At 72.5% G+C, this 17654-nt stretch carries 12 protein-coding genes; 4 read left to right on the top strand and 8 right to left on the bottom strand.

The window, feature by feature from the left end; translation table 11 throughout:
- Nucleotide 1: 1 nt before the first annotated feature.
- The 6 genes from IE248_RS17085 to IE248_RS17060 form a co-directional block, all read right to left on the bottom strand.
- Entirely contained in the window at nucleotides 2-1723 is a 1722-nt protein-coding gene (locus IE248_RS17085) for a branched-chain amino acid ABC transporter permease (protein ID WP_073798914.1), read from the bottom strand.
- A gap of 5 nt (nucleotides 1724-1728) precedes the next feature.
- Nucleotides 1729-2661: a branched-chain amino acid ABC transporter permease gene (locus IE248_RS17080; protein WP_008741124.1), complete on the bottom strand. Its 933-nt coding sequence runs from the start codon at nucleotides 2659-2661 to the stop codon at nucleotides 1729-1731.
- 112 nt (nucleotides 2662-2773) lie between these two features.
- A complete protein-coding gene (locus IE248_RS17075; protein WP_037792907.1) occupies nucleotides 2774-4009 on the bottom strand; it encodes a branched-chain amino acid ABC transporter substrate-binding protein in 1236 nt (411 codons plus the stop codon).
- 547 nt (nucleotides 4010-4556) lie between these two features.
- Nucleotides 4557-4958, bottom strand: coding sequence for a hypothetical protein (locus IE248_RS17070; protein ID WP_229895365.1), 402 nt, complete (start codon nucleotides 4956-4958; stop codon nucleotides 4557-4559).
- Between the two features lie 275 nt (nucleotides 4959-5233).
- Nucleotides 5234-5716, bottom strand: a complete 483-nt coding sequence (locus IE248_RS17065) for a PaaI family thioesterase (protein WP_190031094.1) — start codon at nucleotides 5714-5716, stop codon at nucleotides 5234-5236.
- 55 nt (nucleotides 5717-5771) lie between these two features.
- Nucleotides 5772-8042, bottom strand: coding sequence for an FdhF/YdeP family oxidoreductase (locus tag IE248_RS17060; protein ID WP_190031093.1), 2271 nt, complete (start codon nucleotides 8040-8042; stop codon nucleotides 5772-5774).
- A 150-nt stretch (nucleotides 8043-8192) separates the two neighbouring features.
- On the opposite strand from IE248_RS17060, the gene polA reads away from it, so the two are divergent.
- Entirely contained in the window at nucleotides 8193-10913 is a 2721-nt protein-coding gene (gene polA / locus IE248_RS17055) for a DNA polymerase I (RefSeq protein ID WP_073798912.1), read from the top strand.
- Nucleotides 10914-10954: 41 nt separating this feature from the next.
- Here polA and IE248_RS17050 read toward each other — a convergent pair whose 3' ends face one another.
- A complete protein-coding gene (locus IE248_RS17050; RefSeq protein WP_229895364.1) occupies nucleotides 10955-11821 on the bottom strand; it encodes a DUF4184 family protein in 867 nt (288 codons plus the stop codon).
- Between the two features lie 229 nt (nucleotides 11822-12050).
- Between IE248_RS17050 and IE248_RS17045 the strand changes: the two genes are divergently transcribed.
- From IE248_RS17045 to pgfA, 3 genes are all read left to right on the top strand, one after another.
- Nucleotides 12051-13304 carry a lytic transglycosylase domain-containing protein gene (locus tag IE248_RS17045; protein WP_190031092.1) on the top strand — a complete coding sequence of 418 codons (1254 nt, stop codon included), beginning with the start codon at nucleotides 12051-12053 and terminating at the stop codon, nucleotides 13302-13304.
- A 522-nt stretch (nucleotides 13305-13826) separates the two neighbouring features.
- The gene (locus IE248_RS17040) at nucleotides 13827-13967 is read left to right on the top strand and encodes an SPW_0924 family protein (RefSeq protein WP_106433338.1); all 141 of its coding nucleotides are present in this window, start codon (nucleotides 13827-13829) and stop codon (nucleotides 13965-13967) included.
- A 13-nt stretch (nucleotides 13968-13980) separates the two neighbouring features.
- Complete coding sequence (pgfA, locus tag IE248_RS17035) at nucleotides 13981-14976, top strand: cell envelope lipid trafficking protein PgfA (protein WP_190031091.1); 996 nt, start codon at nucleotides 13981-13983, stop codon at nucleotides 14974-14976.
- Here pgfA and IE248_RS17030 read toward each other — a convergent pair.
- Complete coding sequence (locus IE248_RS17030; RefSeq protein WP_229895363.1) at nucleotides 14966-17647, bottom strand: ATP-dependent RNA helicase; 2682 nt, start codon at nucleotides 17645-17647, stop codon at nucleotides 14966-14968. The two genes, pgfA and IE248_RS17030, sit on opposite strands and share 11 nt — an antisense overlap.
- Nucleotides 17648-17654 lie beyond the last annotated feature (7 nt).

Raw genomic sequence — 17654 nt, 5'->3', positions numbered from 1 at the left:
TTCACGCCCCCGCCTTGGCGGTGGCCAGGTCCGTGGGGGCCTGGTCAGCGGTGTCGTCGTGGAACTCAAGCTGCGCGCGCTTGTTGGCGATGAGGCCTTCGGGGCGGAAGCGCATGAGGAGGATGAGGGCGATGCCGAACGCGAGGAGCTGGTAGTCCTGGAGGAAGGCCAGCTTCGCGGGGATCAGGAAGAGCAGTGCGGCGCCGAGGATGGGGCCGCGGATGGTGCCCATGCCGCCGAGGATGACGGCGGCGAGGAGGAACGCGGAGTTCGGCGGGACGGGCCCGGCGAAGACGTAGTTCTCGGGGACGACCGTGCTGTTGACGTGTGCCTGGACGGTGCCGGCGAGGCCGGCGAGGGTGGCGCCGAGGGCGAAGGCGATGAGCTTGACCTTGAAGCCGTTGATGCCCATGGCTTCGGCGGCGGTCTCGTCTTCGCGGATGGCGACCCAGGCGCGGCCGATGCGGCTGTTGCCGGCGCGGGCGAAGACCAGGATGACCAGCGCCATGACGAGCAGCATCAGGAAGTAGTAGTTGGCGTAGGCGCCGAGGACGATGCCGCCGACGTTGTGCGACTCCCCGAAGTTCCACCCGAAGAGTTCGAGGTGGGGGATGTTGGGGATGCCGTTGGGGCCGTTGGTGATGTCGGGGCCGGAGGTGCCGTCGAGGTTGCCCATGGCGATGCGGAAGATTTCTCCGAAGCCGAGGGTGACGATGGCGAGGTAGTCGCCGCGCAGGCGGAGGGTGGGTGCTCCGATGACCACGCCGAAGATGAGCGAGGCGAGGGCGCCGACGATGACCGCTGCCCAGAAGGGGAGCTGGAAGCCGAAGGCGGAGGCGGTGCTTCCGGAGACCAGGGCGGCGGCGTAGGCGCCGACGCCGAGGAAGGCGACGTAACCGAGGTCGAGGAGTCCCGCGAGGCCGACGACGACGTTGAGGCCGAGGGCGACGGTCGCGAAGATCAGGATGTTGACCGCGATGAGCGTGTAGGTGTCGCCGCTCTGCTGGATGAACGGGAAGGCGATCGCGGCGGCGGCGGACCCGATGAGGGTGACCTGGCGGTTGTTCGCGGTGAGGAGGCCGAGCCGGTCGAAGAGGCCGGACTTGAGCAGGGCGATGGCCGCGAAGCCGACGATGATCAGGTAGGTGACGAAGAGCTGGGGCTCTTTGTCGTCGGTGTCGATGCCGAAGGTGATCACGAAGAGGCCGACGGCGAAGGCGGCCGCGATGATGACGATCTCGGCCCAGGAGGGCAGCTTCTTGGCGGGGGCCGCCTTGTGGCTGTCGTCGGGGAGCTTGTACGCGGCGAGGGCCGGGATGAGCGATCCGACGAGGGCGACGTAGGCGCCGGGCTCCAGGTGGACGACTCCGCCGAGGACCCAGACGATGGCGAGGACGGTGAACCAGGTGCCGGCGAGGGTGCCGAGGGAGAGGATCCACACGGGCTTGCGGGCGCCGGTGGGGGTGAGCCAGCGCAGGCCCTTGACGCCGAGCGCGGAGAGCGCGTGGGCGGCGGTGAGGAGGGCGGCGACGAGGCTCAGGAACTGGATGGGCGCCGGGCTGCCGTAGTAGGTGAGGTCGCCGGGGAACTCGTCGGTCCAGGTCCAGGCGAGGAAGGCGCTGACGATGGTGAGGAGGCTGCCGCCGATGACCGCGTAGAGCAGTGCGGTGGGGCGGGGTGCCTGCTTGACCGCGTCGGTCTGGGGAGTGGTGTTGGTGGTCATGGTTCTCACGCCCGATCCGCGACGCGCTCACCGAGCAGGCCTTGTGGCCGCACGAGGAGGACGACGATGAGGAGTACGAACGCCCAGACGTTGGACCAGGCTCCACCGCCGAGCTGCGACATGCCGGGGATGTCTTCGATGTATGCGATCGACAGGGCTTCGGCGAGGCCGAGGACGACGCCGCCGACCATGGCTCCGTAGATGTTGCCGATGCCGCCGAGGACGGCTGCGGTGAACGCCTTGAGGCCGAGGATGAAGCCCATTTCGAAGTTGATCTGGCCCTTGTCGAGGCCGTAGGCGACGGCGGCGACGGCGGCGAACGCGGCACCGATGGCGAAGGCCATGACGATGATGCGGTCGGTGTTGATGCCCATCAGCTTCGCGGTGTCGGGGTCCTGCGCGGTGGCCTGCATGGCGCGGCCGCTGCGGCTCTTCTGGACGAAGACGCCGAGGGCGAGCATGCAGAGCGGGGCGAGGATGAGGACGAAGGCGTCCGCGCGCTGGATGGCGAGGCTGTCGGTGATCTTGAAGGCTGCGCCCTTGAATTCGGGGAAGCTGACGGCCTTCTTGGCATCCGGGTAGAACTGCCAGACGAGCTGCTGGAGCGCGATCGAGAGGCCGATTGCGGTGATGAGCGGGGCGAGCCGGGGTGCGCTGCGCAGGGGGCGGTACGCGAAGCGTTCGGCTGCGGTGGCTACGGCGACGGAGGCGAGTGCGCCTCCGACGATCATGATGGGTATCGCGATCAGCAGGGAGGTGCCGGTCGGGAGGGCGGCGTAGGCGGTGAGCGCGCCGAAGCCGCCGATCATGAAGATCTCGCCGTGGGCGAAGTTGATGAGCTGGACGATGCCGTAGACCATGGTGTACCCGATGGCGATGAGGCCATAAAGGGCACCGAGGGCAAGGCCGTTGGCCAGCTGTTGCGGCAGTTCGTGCACCGCAGGGCCTCCGATGAGCGTGTCGGATAAGACTCCGCGCGAGGGCGCTGTTGCGCCCTCGCGCGGTGGTGTGGTTCAGGTGGTGCTGGTGGTGCGTGGTGGTGCTAGGGGATTACTGGTTGAAGGTGTCGCTCTTGACGTCGACCCACTTGCCGCCCTCGACCTTGTAGACCGTGAGCTGCTTGTTGGTGGTGTCGCCGAACTCGTCGAAGGCGACCTTGCCGGTCACGCCTTCGAAGGAGACCTTGGAGAGGGCCTCGACGACCTTGGCGCGGGCGTCGTCGGGGAGCTTGCCGCTGTTGGCGGCGACGACGGCCTTGACGGCCTGGACGACGGACCAGCCGGCGTCGTAGGAGTAGCCGCCGTAGGCCGCGTACGGGTCCTTGTAGCCGCCGGCCTGGTAGTCGGCGATGAAGGTCTTGGCGGTGGGGAGCTTCTCGACCGGGTAGCCGATGGAGGTGGCGAGGTCGCCCTCGTTGGCCTCACCGGAGGCGGAGATGAAGGCGGGGTCCTGGATGCCGTCGCCGCCCATGAGCGGGATGTTGGCGCCGGTCTTCTTGATCTGGTCGGCGAGCAGGCCGCCCTCGGGGTACTGGCCGCCGAAGTAGACGGAGTCGGCGCCGGAGGACTTGACCTTGTCGGCGGTGGAGGAGAAGTCGGTCTCCTTCACGGTGACGTGGTCGGTGCCGACGACCTCGCCGCCGAGCTTCTTGAACTCGTCGGAGAAGATCGCGGCGAGGCCGGCGCCGTAGGTCTGCTTGTCGTCGACGACGAAGACCTTCTTCTTGCCGGCGTCCTTGAAGAGGTACTGGGCGGCGAACTTGCCCTGGACCACGTCGGTGGCGGCGGTGCGGAAGTAGGTCTTGAAGGGGCGCTTGTACTCGCCCTTGCCCCAGTTGTCGCCCTGGCTGAGCGCCGGGTTGGTGTTGGCGGGGGAGACCTGCGCCAGGTTGGCGGAGGCGAAGACGCCCTGCATCTGCTGGGCGACGCCCGAGTTCAGGGGGCCGACGACGCCGACGACGTCCTTGTTGCCGACGAGCTTGGTGGCGTTGGCCTGGCCGGAGGCGGGAACGGCCTGGTCGTCGAGGGCTTCGACCTTGAACTCGATGCCCGGGACCTCGTTGTTCTTGTTGGCCGTCTTGGCCGCGAGGTCGACCGAGTTCTTGATGCCCTGGCCGAGCGCGGAGAGCGAGCCGGTGAGCGGGGCGTCCACGCCGATGACGACGACGGTCTTCTTGCCGTCGGACTTGTCCCCGGTCTTCGCCTCATCGCGCGATCCGCAGGCGGTGAGGGTCAGTGCTCCCGTGGTGATCACGGTGGTGAGGACGAGCAAAGAACGGTGTCGCACGATTCTTCCTTTCCCTGGCGCGGCCGCCTCATGTGTAGAGGTGCCGATGGGTCGCCGGGCCGCACTGGGATGTCCACGGCCGTGCTGAGTCGCGCCTTTGCGGCGCGGTGACTGGCCGTGACTCTAGGCCCGAGGTGGTGAATGCGGGGAGCGGAGAAAGGAGGATGTGACGCTCTTGTTATGCCAAGGCCAAGAATGTGTGGCGGGAGTGCGGACAGAACGGACTTTTAGTGACGTCGGCGTGTGACCACATGCTGAGAATTCCCCGTTTCTCTAAGGGGCTTGAGGCCTCCATGGTCCTGTCATTGATCAATTTCGCTCAAATGTCGCTGGCTGTGTCCGAAAGCCTCCACCGGGTGGTATTCCGCAGGGGAAAAAGGGCGATTACGTAGGGCGTGGGCATTACGGAGCGTAATGGAATGCCTTGATCCACTTCTCTGTGGTGGATCTTGGAGCGCTGTCGTAAGGGCGTGCGACCTGCGGTTCGGCCCCTCACGGGCGGGTGCCCGGAAGCCGGACAGCGCGTACGGGAATCCGGTCACCGCCGTCATGTCGGGGGTCGCCAGTTCTCCGAGCTCCAGGTGGCGCCGTCCGCGGCGGCGCAGCGCCGTGCCACGAGCTGGTCGATCAGCTCAAGTGCCTTGTCCCGTCCGGCAGTTCGCTCCTCGGTGCGGCCGGCGGCGACCGCTTCCTCGTGGATCTCGTACTGCTGGTTGGACAGGCCCTTCTGTTCCCAGTCGAGACCGGACCAGTAGGTGCCCTTGAGGGTCTCCTTGGCCCAGTAGGACACGAGGCTCGTGCAGACCTGTGCCGGTGAGGACGGGCCGGACGCGGGGGTGGGCGTCGGGTGGGGCGCGGCGGGGGCGGAAGCGGAGCATCCGGACAGGGCGAGCGCCACGAGGAGGGCGGCGAGCGCGGGTCGGACCGAGGCGGGTGGCAGGGTCCCCATGCAGGGAAGGTAGGACGTCACCATCGGTGACACAACAGCCGTCCGCGGAATCTTCCCGGACTGGCGGATTCCGGGCGCTTTCCGGACCGGGTCGGGCCGGGCCGGGCCGGGTCTGGAGGCCGTGGCGGCTCCGCGCGGCGCGGGGCGCGGGGTGCGGGGTCCGGGAAACGCCGCGGGCCCGGACCGCGCGGGGCGGTCCGGGCCCGCGGGGGGCCGTGCGGGGGCGTACGCGGGTCGTACGGGCCGTGCGCCGGCTCGTACGGGCCCGGCCGTGGTCAGGAGGCGGCGGGGACGCCGCCCGTGCCTTCGGCGTCGCGCAGCAGGCAGGTCAGGCGGGCGGTGCAGACGCGGCGGTCCTGCTCGTCGCTGATGACGATCTCGTAGCTGGCGGTGGAGCGGCCCAGGTGGAGCGGGGTGGCGACGCCGGTGACGAGGCCGGAGCGGGCGCCCCGGTGGTGGGTGCAGTTCAGGTCGACGCCGACGGCGATCTTGTTGATGCCGCAGTGGAGCATCGCGCCGACGGAGCCGAGGGTCTCGGCGAGCACCGCGGAGGCGCCGCCGTGCAGCAGTCCGTAGGGCTGGGTGTTGCCCTCGACGGGCATGGTGGCCACGAGGCGCTGCGGGGAGGCCTCCAGGATGCGGATGTCCATGCGCTCGCCGAGGTGGCCGGCGGAGAACAGCTTGGGCAGGTCGATGCCCAGGGCCGCGTACTCGTCGAGGATCTCCTGCGGGAACTTCACAGCGTGCTGCTCGCCCATGGGGCCGGCTCCGTTCGTCAACGTTCGTTAACCGTCTTGTCCTGAGGTCGTTTTATCAGGCCGGTTCGAAGCGCACGACGACGGACTTGCTCGCGGGGGTGTTGCTGGTGTCCGCCGTGGAGTCGAGGGGGACCAGCACGTTGGTCTCCGGGTAGTAGGCGGCCGCGCAGCCGCGCGCGGTCGGGTAGTGCACGACGCGGAAGCCGGGCGCGCGGCGCTCGACGCCGTCGCGCCATTCGCTGACGAGGTCGGTGTACGAGCCGTCGGCGAGCCCGAGCTCGGCGGCGTCCTCGGGGTTGACCATGACGACGCGGCGGCCGCCGGTGATGCCGCGGTAGCGGTCGTCGAGGCCGTAGATCGTGGTGTTGTACTGGTCGTGGCTGCGCAGGGTCTGCAGGAGCAGCCGGCCTGCCGGGACGCGGGGGTACTCGACGGGCGCGCCGGTGAAGTTGGCCTTGCCGGTCTTGGTGGGGAAGCGGCGCTCGTCGCGCGGGGCGTGCGGGAGCCGGAAGCCCTCGGGGCGGGCGGCGCGGGCGTTGAAGTCCTCGAAGCCGGGGACGACGCGGGAGATCCGGTCGCGGATGGTGGCGTAGTCCCGCTCGAACTCCTCCCACGGGGTGGCGGAGCCGGCGCCGAGGACGGCGCGGGCCATGCGGGCCACGATCGCGGGTTCGGAGAGCAGGTGCGGGGAGGCGGGGGCGAGGTTGCCGCGGGAGGCGTGGACCATGCCCATGGAGTCCTCGACGGTGACGAACTGCTTGCCGGCGGCCTGGAAGTCCTTGTCGGTGCGGCCGAGGGTGGGCAGGATCAGGGCGCGCCGGCCGGTGACCGCGTGGGAGCGGTTGAGCTTGGTGGAGACGTGCACGGTCAGGGAGGCGCGGCGGATCGCGGCCTCGGTGACGGTGGTGTCGGGGGTGGCGCCGACGAAGTTGCCGCCCATGGCGAAGAGGACCTTGGCCTTGCCGTCGCGCAGGGCCTCGATGGAGCGGACGACGTCGTAGCCGTGGCCGCGCGGCGAGGTGATGCCGAATTCCTTGTCGAGGGCGTCGAGGAAGGCGGGCGCGGGGCGTTCGAAGATCCCCATGGTGCGGTCGCCCTGGACGTTGGAGTGGCCGCGGACGGGGCAGACGCCGGCGCCGGGGCGGCCGATGTTGCCCCGCAGCAGGAGGAGGTTGACGACCTCGCGGATGGTGGCGACGGAGTGCTTGTGCTGGGTGAGGCCCATGGCCCAGCAGACGATGGTGCGCTTCGAGGCCAGGACCATGGCGAGCGCGCGCTCGATGTCGGGGCGGGTGAGGCCGGTGGCGGTGAGGGTCTCGTCCCAGTCGGTGTCCTTGGCGGCGGTGACGAGGTCCTCGTACCCGTGGGTGTGCTCGCGGATGAAGGCCTGGTCGGTGGCGCCCTCGGTCGCGATGACGAGCTTGTTGAGGAGGCGGAAGAGGGCCTGGTCGCCGCCGATGCGGATCTGGAGGAAGAGGTCGTTGAGGGCGGTGCCCTTGAGCATGCCGAGGGGGGTCTGGGGGTTCTTGAACCGCTCCATGCCGGCCTCGGGCAGCGGGTTCACCGAGATGATCTTCGCGCCGGCGGTCTTGGCCTTCTCCAGGGCGGAGAGCATGCGCGGGTGGTTGGTGCCCGGGTTCTGTCCGGCGACGATGATCAGGTCGGCCTGGTGGAGGTCTTCGAGGGAGACGCTGCCCTTGCCGATGCCGATGGTCTCGTTCAGCGCGGAGCCCGAGGACTCGTGGCACATGTTGGAGCAGTCCGGCAGGTTGTTGGTGCCGAATTCGCGGGCGAAGAGCTGGAAGAGGAACGCGGCCTCGTTGCTGGTGCGGCCCGAGGTGTAGAAGAGGGCCTCGTCGGGGGAGGCGAGGGCGGTCAGCTCCTCGGCGATGATCTCGAAGGCCCGCTCCCAGGAGACGGCCTCGTAGCGGTCGGCGCCCTCGGGCAGGTACATGGGCTCGGTGATGCGGCCCTGCTGGCCCAGCCAGTAGCCGGAGCGGCCGGCGAGGTCGGCGAGCGGGTGCTCCGCGAAGAACTCCGGGGTGACCCGGCGCAGCGTGGCTTCCTCGGCGACGGCCTTGGCGCCGTTCTCGCAGAATTCGGCGGTGTGTCGTTTGTCGCCTTCGGGCCAGGCGCAGCCCGGGCAGTCGAAGCCGTCCTTCTGGTTGACCTTGAGCAGGGTGCGCGCGGTGCGTGCGAGGCCCATCTGCTGCTGGGCGATCCGCAGGGTGTGCCCGATCGCGTGCAGGCCGGCGGCCGCGTGCTGGGGCGGCGCGACCTGCGGCGCGTCCTGTACGGGATCACCTGCGGGCGGCTTGGTGGCCATGTCGCTCCCCTTCGAGCAGTTGAGCAGTCGAGCGGTCGAGCATCGCAGCGGCGGGCCGCCGCGGGTATGCGCGTGCGCGACAGATCCTGTCACGCCCTGCGGAACTGGCCGACGCCGGAATTGTCACTGGGGCCGCCTAGGATCGGGGGCGTGGCAGATTCAGCATCGAAGAAGACCGACCAGACGACCGCAGCGGACCGCCCCCGCCTGATGCTCATGGACGGGCACTCCCTGGCGTACCGGGCGTTCTTCGCGCTGCCCGCGGAGAACTTCACGACCGCGGGCGGCCAGCCGACCAACGCCATCTACGGCTTCGCGTCGATGCTGGCGAACACGCTGCGCGACGAGGCGCCCACGCACTTCGCGGTGGCGTTCGACGTGTCCCGCAAGACGTGGCGTTCGACGGAGTTCCCCGAGTACAAGGCGAACCGTTCCAAGACCCCCGACGAGTTCAAGGGGCAGGTGGAGCTGATCGGCGAGCTCCTCGACGCGATGAGCGTGCCGCGGTTCGCGGTCGACGGCTTCGAGGCCGACGACGTGATCGCGACGCTGGCCACGCAGGCGGAGGCGCTCGGGTTCGATGTGCTGATCGTCACGGGTGACCGGGACTCCTTCCAGCTGGTGTCCGAGCACACCACCGTGCTGTACCCGACGAAGGGCGTCTCCGAGCTGACCCGGTTCACCCCGGAGAAGGTCGAGGAGAAGTACGGGCTCACCCCGCAGCAGTATCCGGACTTCGCGGCGCTGCGCGGCGACCCGTCCGACAACCTGCCGGGCATCCCGGGCGTCGGCGAGAAGACGGCCGCCAAGTGGATTACCCAGTTCGGGTCGTTCGCGGAGCTGGTGGAGCGCGCCGAGGAGGTCAAGGGCAAGGCCGGGCAGAACTTCCGGGACCACCTGGAGGCCGTGAAGCTGAACCGGGTCCTGACCGAGATGGTCAAGGACGTGGAGCTGCCGAAGACGCCGGCCGACCTGGAGCGCGCCCCCTACGACCGCACGGCCGTGACCGGTGTGCTGGACGTGCTGGAGATCCGCAACGCCTCGCTGCGCGAGCGGCTGCTGGCGGTGGACCCGGGTGCGGCCGAGGAGGAGGCGCCCGCTCCGGTGGCGGGCGTGGAGCTGGACGCGTCCGTGCTGGGCGCGGGCGAGCTCGCGCCGTGGCTGGAGGCCCGCGCGGGAGCGCCGCTCGGCATTTCCACCGTGGACAGCTGGGCCCTGGGCCAGGGCAACGTCAGCGAGATCGCGCTGGCCGCGGCCGACGGGGCCGCCGCCTGGTTCGAGCCGTCCGCGCTGGACGAGGCCGACGAGCGGGCCTTCGCGGCCTGGGCGGCCGATGCGTCGAAGCCGAAGGTGGTGCACAACGCCAAGGGCCTGATGCGGGTCTTCCCCGAGCACGGCTGGTCGCTGGCCGGCGTCGCCATGGACACGGCGCTCGCCGCGTATCTGGTCAAGCCGGGCCGCCGTTCCTTCGCGCTGGACGTGCTGTCGATGGAGTACCTGCACCGCGAGCTGCAGCCCGCCGCGCAGGACGGCCAGCTGGCCTTCGGCTCCGATGACACGGCCGAGGCGGAGGCGCTGATGGCGCAGGCCCGCGCGGTCCTCGACCTGGGTGACGCCTTCACCGGCCGGCTCGCCGAGGTCGGCGCGGCCGAGCTGCTCCACGAGATGGAGCTGCCGACGTCCGAGCTGCTCGCCCGGATGGAGCGGGCCGGCATCGCCGCCGACCGCGACCACCTGGAGGCCATGGAGCAGCAGTTCGCCGGTGCCGTGCAGCAGGCGGTGAAGGAGGCGCACGCCGCGGTCGGGCACGAGTTCAACCTCGGCTCGCCCAAGCAGCTCCAGGAGGTGTTCTTCGGGGAGCTGGACCTGCCGAAGACGAAGAAGACCAAGACCGGCTACACCACCGACGCGGACGCGCTGGCCTGGCTGGCCACGCAGACCGACCACGAACTGCCCGTGATCATGCTGCGGCACCGGGAGCAGGCCAAGCTGCGCGTGACCGTCGAGGGCCTGGTCAAGACGATCGGCGCCGACGGCCGGGTCCACACCAGCTTCAGCCAGATCGTCGCCGCGACCGGCCGGCTGTCCTCCACCGACCCCAACCTGCAGAACGTGCCGGTGCGCACCGACGAGGGCCGGGCGATCCGCCGCGGCTTCGTCGTCGGCGAGGGCTTCGAGTCGCTGATGACCGCCGACTACAGCCAGATCGAGCTGCGCGTCATGGCACACCTCTCCGAGGACGAGGGCCTGATCGAGGCGTTCCTGTCCGGTGAGGACCTGCACACCACCGTCGCCTCCCAGGTGTTCGGCGTGGAGCGCGGCGAGGTCGATCCGGAGATGCGCCGCAAGATCAAGGCGATGTCGTACGGGCTGGCGTACGGGCTGTCCGCGTTCGGTCTCTCCCAGCAGCTGAACATCGATCCGGGCGAGGCCCGCGGTCTGATGGAGACGTTCTTCGAGCGGTTCGGCGGGGTGCGGGACTACCTCCAGCGCGTCGTGGAGGAGGCCCGCGCCACCGGCTACACGCAGACGGTGCTCGGTCGCCGCCGCTACCTGCCCGACCTCAACAGCGACAACCGGATGCGCCGCGAGGCCGCCGAGCGGATGGCGCTGAACGCCCCGATCCAGGGCACCGCCGCCGACATCGTCAAGGTCGCGATGCTGCGCGTGGACAAGGCGATCACCGAGGCCGGGCTGAAGTCGCGGATGCTGCTCCAGGTCCACGACGAAATCGTGCTGGAGATCGCCCCGGGCGAGCGGAAGAAGGTGGAGGAGCTGGTGCGCCGCGAGATGGGCGCCGCCGTCGAGCTCCGCGCCCCGCTGGACGTGTCCGTCGGCGTCGGGCCCGACTGGGAGTCCGCCGCGCACTGATCCGCGTACCGCCCCGGCAGGGGCAGCGCCCGTCCTTCCCGCTATGCGGTGGGGACGGGCGTTCGCGTCTCGGCGTCGGTGCCCGTGTCGGTGTGGGCGCCGGGGCCCCGGCGCTTGCGCAGGCGGACGAGCGCCCCGTACAGCAGCAGTGCCACGGCGAGGCCGCCGCCCGCGCCGAAACAGACGGTCGGGATGATGTCGAACGGGGTGCGGACCCGGTCGAAGAACGTGAAGAAGCGCACCACGCGCATCGTGACGCCCACCGTCACGCACACCACCAGCAGGGCGAGCGCCGCGCAGATCTCCACGCGGCCGAGCACCGGCACCGCCGCGGGCGCAGCGGAGCGCGGCAGCCGGCGCAGCGCCGTCCCCGTGAACCAGACCAGGACACAGGCGGCGAGCGCCGAACTGCCGTACTGGAGGAACGAGTACAGGGGCAGCCCGAGGGCGAACGGCCGGCCGAGGGCGGGTACGGCGTTGGTGCCCCAGCGGTCCAGGTGCGTGAAGCTGTCCCAGGCGATGTGGGTCAGCGACCCGATGACCGCCGAGAGGTAGAACCAGAGCGCCAGCGAGGGAAGCCGGCGGGTACGCCAGTCCTCGCCGCGCACCAGCCCGTACACCCTGCCCCGCCAGCCGGGCGGCAGCAGCGCGACCAGCGGCTCGCGCAGCAGCAGCCAGCACGCGGCGAGGGCGGCGGTGAGTACGGCGTCGGCCGTCACCACGCCGGTGGGGGAGTGCGTGAACTCGCCGTACCCCATGACGCCTTCGACGACCGCGTCCAGGAAGTAGAACGTGTCGGGTGCGAAGGAGCCGAGGACGAGCGCCGAGGCGACCAGCGGCCCCCGCGCGCGGCCGGTCCGGCGGATCGCGGGCAGCACGGCGGCCGCATGGCTGAGGGTGAACGGCATGGCGCCTCTCCTTGATGTCCGGGGTGATGGCGGGGGTGATGTCCGGCCACCGTCCGAGGCCCTCTTCAGGACTTCCTTACTTCGGCCCAATGCGTCTCGAACGGGTCCGGACAGTATGCGTGAGCTGCGCGAGACGTGGGGAAGTCGTGAAATCCGGGTACGAATGCGTGCTGTGCACAGGGAGTTGACGTAGGGTCACGCGGACGTCGAGGGGGAGGGGGCCCGGCCCATGCCGGCTCGAATATCGGCTCGATACGTCCGCAGGCTGCGCAGGGGCGGGTCCGCCGCCGTGATCTCCGCTCTGGTGGTCGCCGCCGTGACCGCCTCCCAGGGCCCGGCCGCCGTGCGCGAGGAGCTGGCCGCCGCGGCCGGCGAGGCGCAGGCGGCGCCGCCCGTCGCCTCCGGCGGTGACGGCAGCTACCTCGCCGAACTCCCGCCGCAGACGAGCCCCGAGCCGCCGGTCGCCCCGTCGGCGGCGCCGCCGACCGCGCCCGCGCGGCCCGCGACGGCGGTGGAGCGGGAACGCCCGGCCGGCGAGCTGCTGCTCACGGGCTCCGGAGAGGGCGCGCAGGGGATACCGGTCACCGTGCTGGCCGCGTACCGGCGCGCGGAGCAGGCGGTGGGGCGGACCGACCCCGGGTGCGGGCTGCGCTGGCAGCTGCTCGCGGCGATCGGGAAGGTCGAGTCCGGGCAGGCGCGCGGCGGCCAGGTCGACGCCGCCGGAACCACGCTCCGGCCGATCCTGGGGCCCGTGCTCGACGGCAACGGCTTCGCGAACATCCGGGACACCGACCGCGGGGCGTACGACGGGGACCCGGTGTACGACCGGGCCGTCGGGCCGATGCAGTTCATCCCGTCCACGTGGGCGGCGTGGGGCCAGGACGCGGACGGCGACGGCCGGCGCGACCCGAACAACGTCCACGACGCGGCCCTCGCCGCCGGGCGCTACCTGTGCGCGGGCAGCCGCGACCTGCGGGTGGGGGCGGACCTGGACCGGGCGGTGCTGTCGTACAACCAGTCCGGGGAGTACCTGAGGACGGTGCGGTCCTGGTTCACGTACTACCTGAAGGGCGCGTACGAGGTCCCGAACACCCCGGGAACCGCCACCCCGCCACCCCGGCCCCCCAGCCCGACGCCCACTCCGACTCCGAGCACGAAGCCCACCCCGAGCCCGACCCCGACGCCCACGCCGAGCACGAAGCCCACGCCGAGCCCGACCCCGACGCCGACGCCGACGCCGACGCCGACGCCGAAGCCCACGCCGACGCCGACGCCGACGCCGACGCCGACTCCGAGCACGAAGCCCACCCCGAGCCCGACGCCGACGCCGAGCACGAAGCCGACTCCCACACCCACCCCCGCCACGACGCCGTCGCCGAAGCCCAGCCCCACGGCGAGCGCGAAGCCGACCCCGAGTACGACCCCGAGCCCCACGTCGACGTCGAAGTCGGCGCCGAGTGCGAGCCCGTCTCGGACCCCTTAGGGAAAGCGGGTGGCGGCCGGGCACCCCGCCGTCACCCGGAGCCCTCCGGCCCCCCGTGGCGCCGGGCGGTACCCGCGACACCGCTTAGACGCGCGGGCCGGCTCGAACCCGGCCCGCGCGCACCCCGGGTCGCCGGTCGAGCGGCCCGGGCGCGGGAACCCCCCGGCGGCAGTCGGCCGCCGCCGCTGACGCCGGCCCGCCTCCGGCTACCTCCGGAGGGACTGGCCGCGCTGGTGCCGGCCCGCCTCCGGCCGCCCCGGCAGGGACGGGCCGCCGCGCTGGCGCCGGGCCGCCCTCCGCCCGCCTCCGGAGGGACGGGCCGCCGCGCTGGCGCCGGGCCGCCCTCCGGCCGCCCCGGCAGGGACCGGCCGCCGCGCTGGCGCCGGGCCGCCTCCGCCCGCCTCCGCAGGGACCGGCCCGCCTTCCGGCCACCTCCGGAGGAACCGGCCGGTTCTCATCTCGGCCGCGCGTTGCTACGGTGCCTCCGCCCTGACGCCCAATCAGATTCCGGAGGAGGCCGGCATGCGCGCACTCATCGCCGCCGCCATCGGGCTTGCCGCCGCGCTGGCCCTCGTGTTCGCCGTCACGGCGCTCGGGGCGCCCGACGGCAAGACCTCGCCCAAGCCCCTGCTCACCACCGCGCCCAGCGCGCCCGGACAGTAGAGGAGGCCCGGCCTTGAGACGGACCGCCAGCCTCGTCCTGCTCGCCCTCGCCGTGTTCCTCGCCGCCCTCGCGCCGCTGCTGCGCTGGTACGCGTACCCCCGCCTCGCCAAGATCCCGCCGAGCCAGTACCAGGAGATGGTCCTGGAGGCGAAGGACGCGACGCTCCTCGACTACACCGCCGGCATGCAGCCCAAGAAGGTCGACAAGGTCACCATCGTCCAGACCCTCAAGGGCAACGTGGAGGCGTCGAAGCAGATCGAGGCGAGCGCCGGCAAGGACGTCGTCGTCTGGGACACCCTCTCGTACATCATCGGGCCCGACGGGAAGATGGTCTCCCAGATCCCCGAGCGCTACATCTTCGACGCGCACACCCAGGACCCGGTGCACGCCACGGGCGAGGCGGTCGACGGGGACCCGGTCACGCGCGAGGGCATCGAGTTCAAGTGGCCCTTCTTCACGGAGCCGCGCGACTACCTCTACTTCGACGCGCAGACCCGCACCTCCTCGCCGATCCACTACGCCGGCCCGCGCACGTACAAGGGGATGAAGGTCTACTACTACGAGCAGACCGTCCCCTGGACGAAGGTCCCCCTGCCGAAGAAGATGCCGATCGAGGGCGTCGACCCGGCGACCTTCGAGCAGAGCACCGGCACCAGCCTCTGGTACCAGGCCAAGGCGATGTTCTGGGTCGACCCGGTCACCGGCGCGCCCGTCAACGCGGAGCAGGTCATCGAACAGGAGATGCGCGGCGGCATCGCGGCCGGCGCGCCCGACGGCAGGCTCACCGTCTTCGCCGGGCACGTGAAGATCCGCCCGGACTACGCCGCGTACACCCTCGACCTGGTCAGGTCCAACCGTACGAAGGTCCTCGCGCTGCACACGTACGCGCCGATCGGCCTCGCGGCCGGCGGGCTCGTGGTCCTCGGGCTGGCGCTGTGGCTGGAGGCGCGGGGCCGGGGCCGGGGCCGGCGGGACGGGGCCGGTGCCGGGGAGCGGCTCACCGCCTGAGGCGGGCGTTGGTGTGCCGGGTGGGCTCGGCGGTCGCCGGGTCCTGCGGCCACGGGTGCTTGGGGTAGCGGCCGCGCAGCTCGGCGCGGACCGCGAGGTAGCCGCCCTGCCAGAAGGAGGCCAGGTCGGCGGTGACGGCGGCGGGCCGCCCGGCCGGGGACAGCAGGTGTACGAGGACCGGCACCCCGGCCACCCTCGGGGTCTCGGCCAGCCCGAACAGCTCCTGGAGCTTCACGGCGAGGACGGGCTGCCCGTGCTCGGCGGAGTAGTCCAACCGGATCCTGGAACCGCTGGGCACCTCGATCCGTTCCGGGGCCAGCTCGTCGAGCCGGGCGGCCTCACCGGTGGCCCAGGGCAGCAGCCGGTTCAGGGCCTGCCCGGCATCGATCCGGGCCAGGTCGGCGCGGCGGCGGGCCCGCGACAGCTCCGGCTCCAGCCAGTCGTCGGCCCGCGCCAGCAGCGCCCCGTCGTCCGCCACGTCGGGCCAGGCGCCGCCGAGCGTCCGGTGCAGGAAGCCGAGCCGGGCCCGGAGGGCTCGCGCGTCCGGGGTCCAGCGCAGCAGACCGAGCCCGTCGGAGCGGAGCCCCTCCAGGAGGGCGGCCCGGACGAGGGCCGGGTCGGGGTTCTTCAGCGGGCGGACGGCGAGCGCGATCGCCCCGAGCCGGTGCGTCGCGCGGGCGGCCACGTCCCCGTCCTCCCAGCGGACCTCATCGCCGGAGGCGAGCAGGTGCGCGGCGGCCGCGCGGGCGGTGTCCTCGTCGAGGACGGCGCCGAGCCGGACGCGGGCGGACGCGGAATGCGGGCCCCGGTCCGCGACGGCGACCGCCAGCCAGGGGGCGCTGCGCAGCCGCGATCCGTCGCCGAGCTCGGCCGCGGTGCCGGAGGCCATCAGGAAGGCCCCTTCTCCCTTGGCCTTCGCCACCCGCTCCGGGAACGCCAGCGCGGCGACGAGCCCGGCGGCGGCGTCGTCACCGGACACCGCGCCCGCGGCGGTCGCCGGCGCGGCCGAACCGTCGGCCCCACCGGCGCCGGAGGCAAGGAGGTCCGGGGCCGGAGCCCCCACGGCGCGCCGAGACGCGGCCTCGCGTCCGGGCAGGGGCGCAGCGGCCTCGGGTTCCGGCAGGGTCGGGGTCGGGGAAGGTCCCGCAGGAGTGGCGGCGGAGCGGCGCAGGCGGGTGGCTTCCGCGCGCCAGCGGGTGGCGTACGCGTCGCCGCCGGCCCGGGCCCGCCGCCACGCGGCGGCCAGGTCGTCCCCGTACTCCCGCGGAGGCTCCTCGCTCAGCAGCGCCACCAGCTCCGCCGCCCGCCGCGGGCCGACGGCCGCGGCCCCGTCCAGCAGCGCCCGCGCCAGCCGCGGGTGCAGGCCGAGGCGGGACATGCCGACGCCGCGCGGGGTGGCCGGGCCGTCCGGCGTCACCGCGCCCACCGCGACCAGCACCTCCCGCGCCGCGGCCATCGCCCCGGCCGGCGGCGGATCCGGCAGCGCCAGCCCGGCCGCGTCCGGGTCGCCCCAGCACGCCGCCTGGAGCGCGAACTGCGCCAGGTCCGCGATCCGGATCTCGGGGGACGGGAACGCCGGCAGGCGGCCGTCCTCCGCTTGCGACCAGCAGCGGTACACCGCCCCCGGGGCCTCGCGGCCCGCCCGGCCCGCCCGCTGGCGCCCCGCCGCGCGGGACGCCCGTACGGTCGCCAGCGCGCCCAGGCCCCGCGCGTGGTCCACCCGGGGCTCGCGCGCCAGCCCCGAGTCCACCACCACCCGTACGCCCGGCACGGTCAGGCTGGACTCCGCGACCGCGGTCGCCAGGATCACCCTGCGGTGCGCCGAGGGGGCCAGCGCCGCGTCCTGGACGGCCGCCGGGGCCCGGCCGTGGATCTGGAGCACCTCCGCGTCGACCCCGCCCAGCTGCCCGGCCACCCGGGCGAGCTCGCCGACGCCGGGCAGGAAGCACAGGACGTCGCCGGAGCGTTCCGCCAGCGCCCGCCGGACCACCGACGCCACGTGCGTCAGCTGCGCGGGGTCCACCCGCATGCCGTGCGGCGGCCGCACCGGCCGGGCCGGCGGCGCCCACACCGTCTCCACCGGGTACGACACCCCCGCGGCCGTCACCACCGGCGCGCCGCCGGGACGGCCGTGACCGAGCACCCGCGCCCAGCCGGCGGCGTCGGTCGTCGCCGACGCCGCCACCAGCCGCAGCTCCGGGCGCAGGGTCTCCCGTACGTCCAGCAGGAACGCGGCGACGGTGTCGGCGTCGAGGTGCCGCTCGTGGCACTCGTCCAGGATCACCACGTCGACGCCGGACAGCTCCTGGTCGCGCTGCAACCGCTGGAGCAGCACCCCGGTGGTGACGACCTCGACCACCGTCCCCGGCCCCGCCACCCGCTCCCCGCGCACCGTGAAGCCCACCGAGCCGCCGACCTGCTCGCCCAGCAGCCAGGCCATCCGCCGCGCCGCCGCCCGGGCGGCGATCCGCCGGGGCTCGGCGACCACGACCCGGCGGCGGGGACCGCCGCCGACCAGGCCGGCCAGGACCAGCGGGACCAGGGTGGTCTTGCCGGTGCCGGGCGGGGCGCACAGCACGGCGGCGCCGTGCCCGTCGAGGGCGGAGACCAGCTCGGGCAGGGCCTCCCGTACGGGAAGCGCGTCGAGCTCGGCCTGGCGGATCGCGGTCACGGGGGTA

Origin of the sequence: Streptomyces goshikiensis, from assembly GCF_014650555.1 — a bacterium.
Taxonomy (GTDB): Bacteria; Actinomycetota; Actinomycetes; order Streptomycetales; family Streptomycetaceae; genus Streptomyces; species Streptomyces goshikiensis.
Note: the sequence above shows the minus strand (reverse complement) of the source record. Positions and strands in the feature narration are given on the sequence as shown.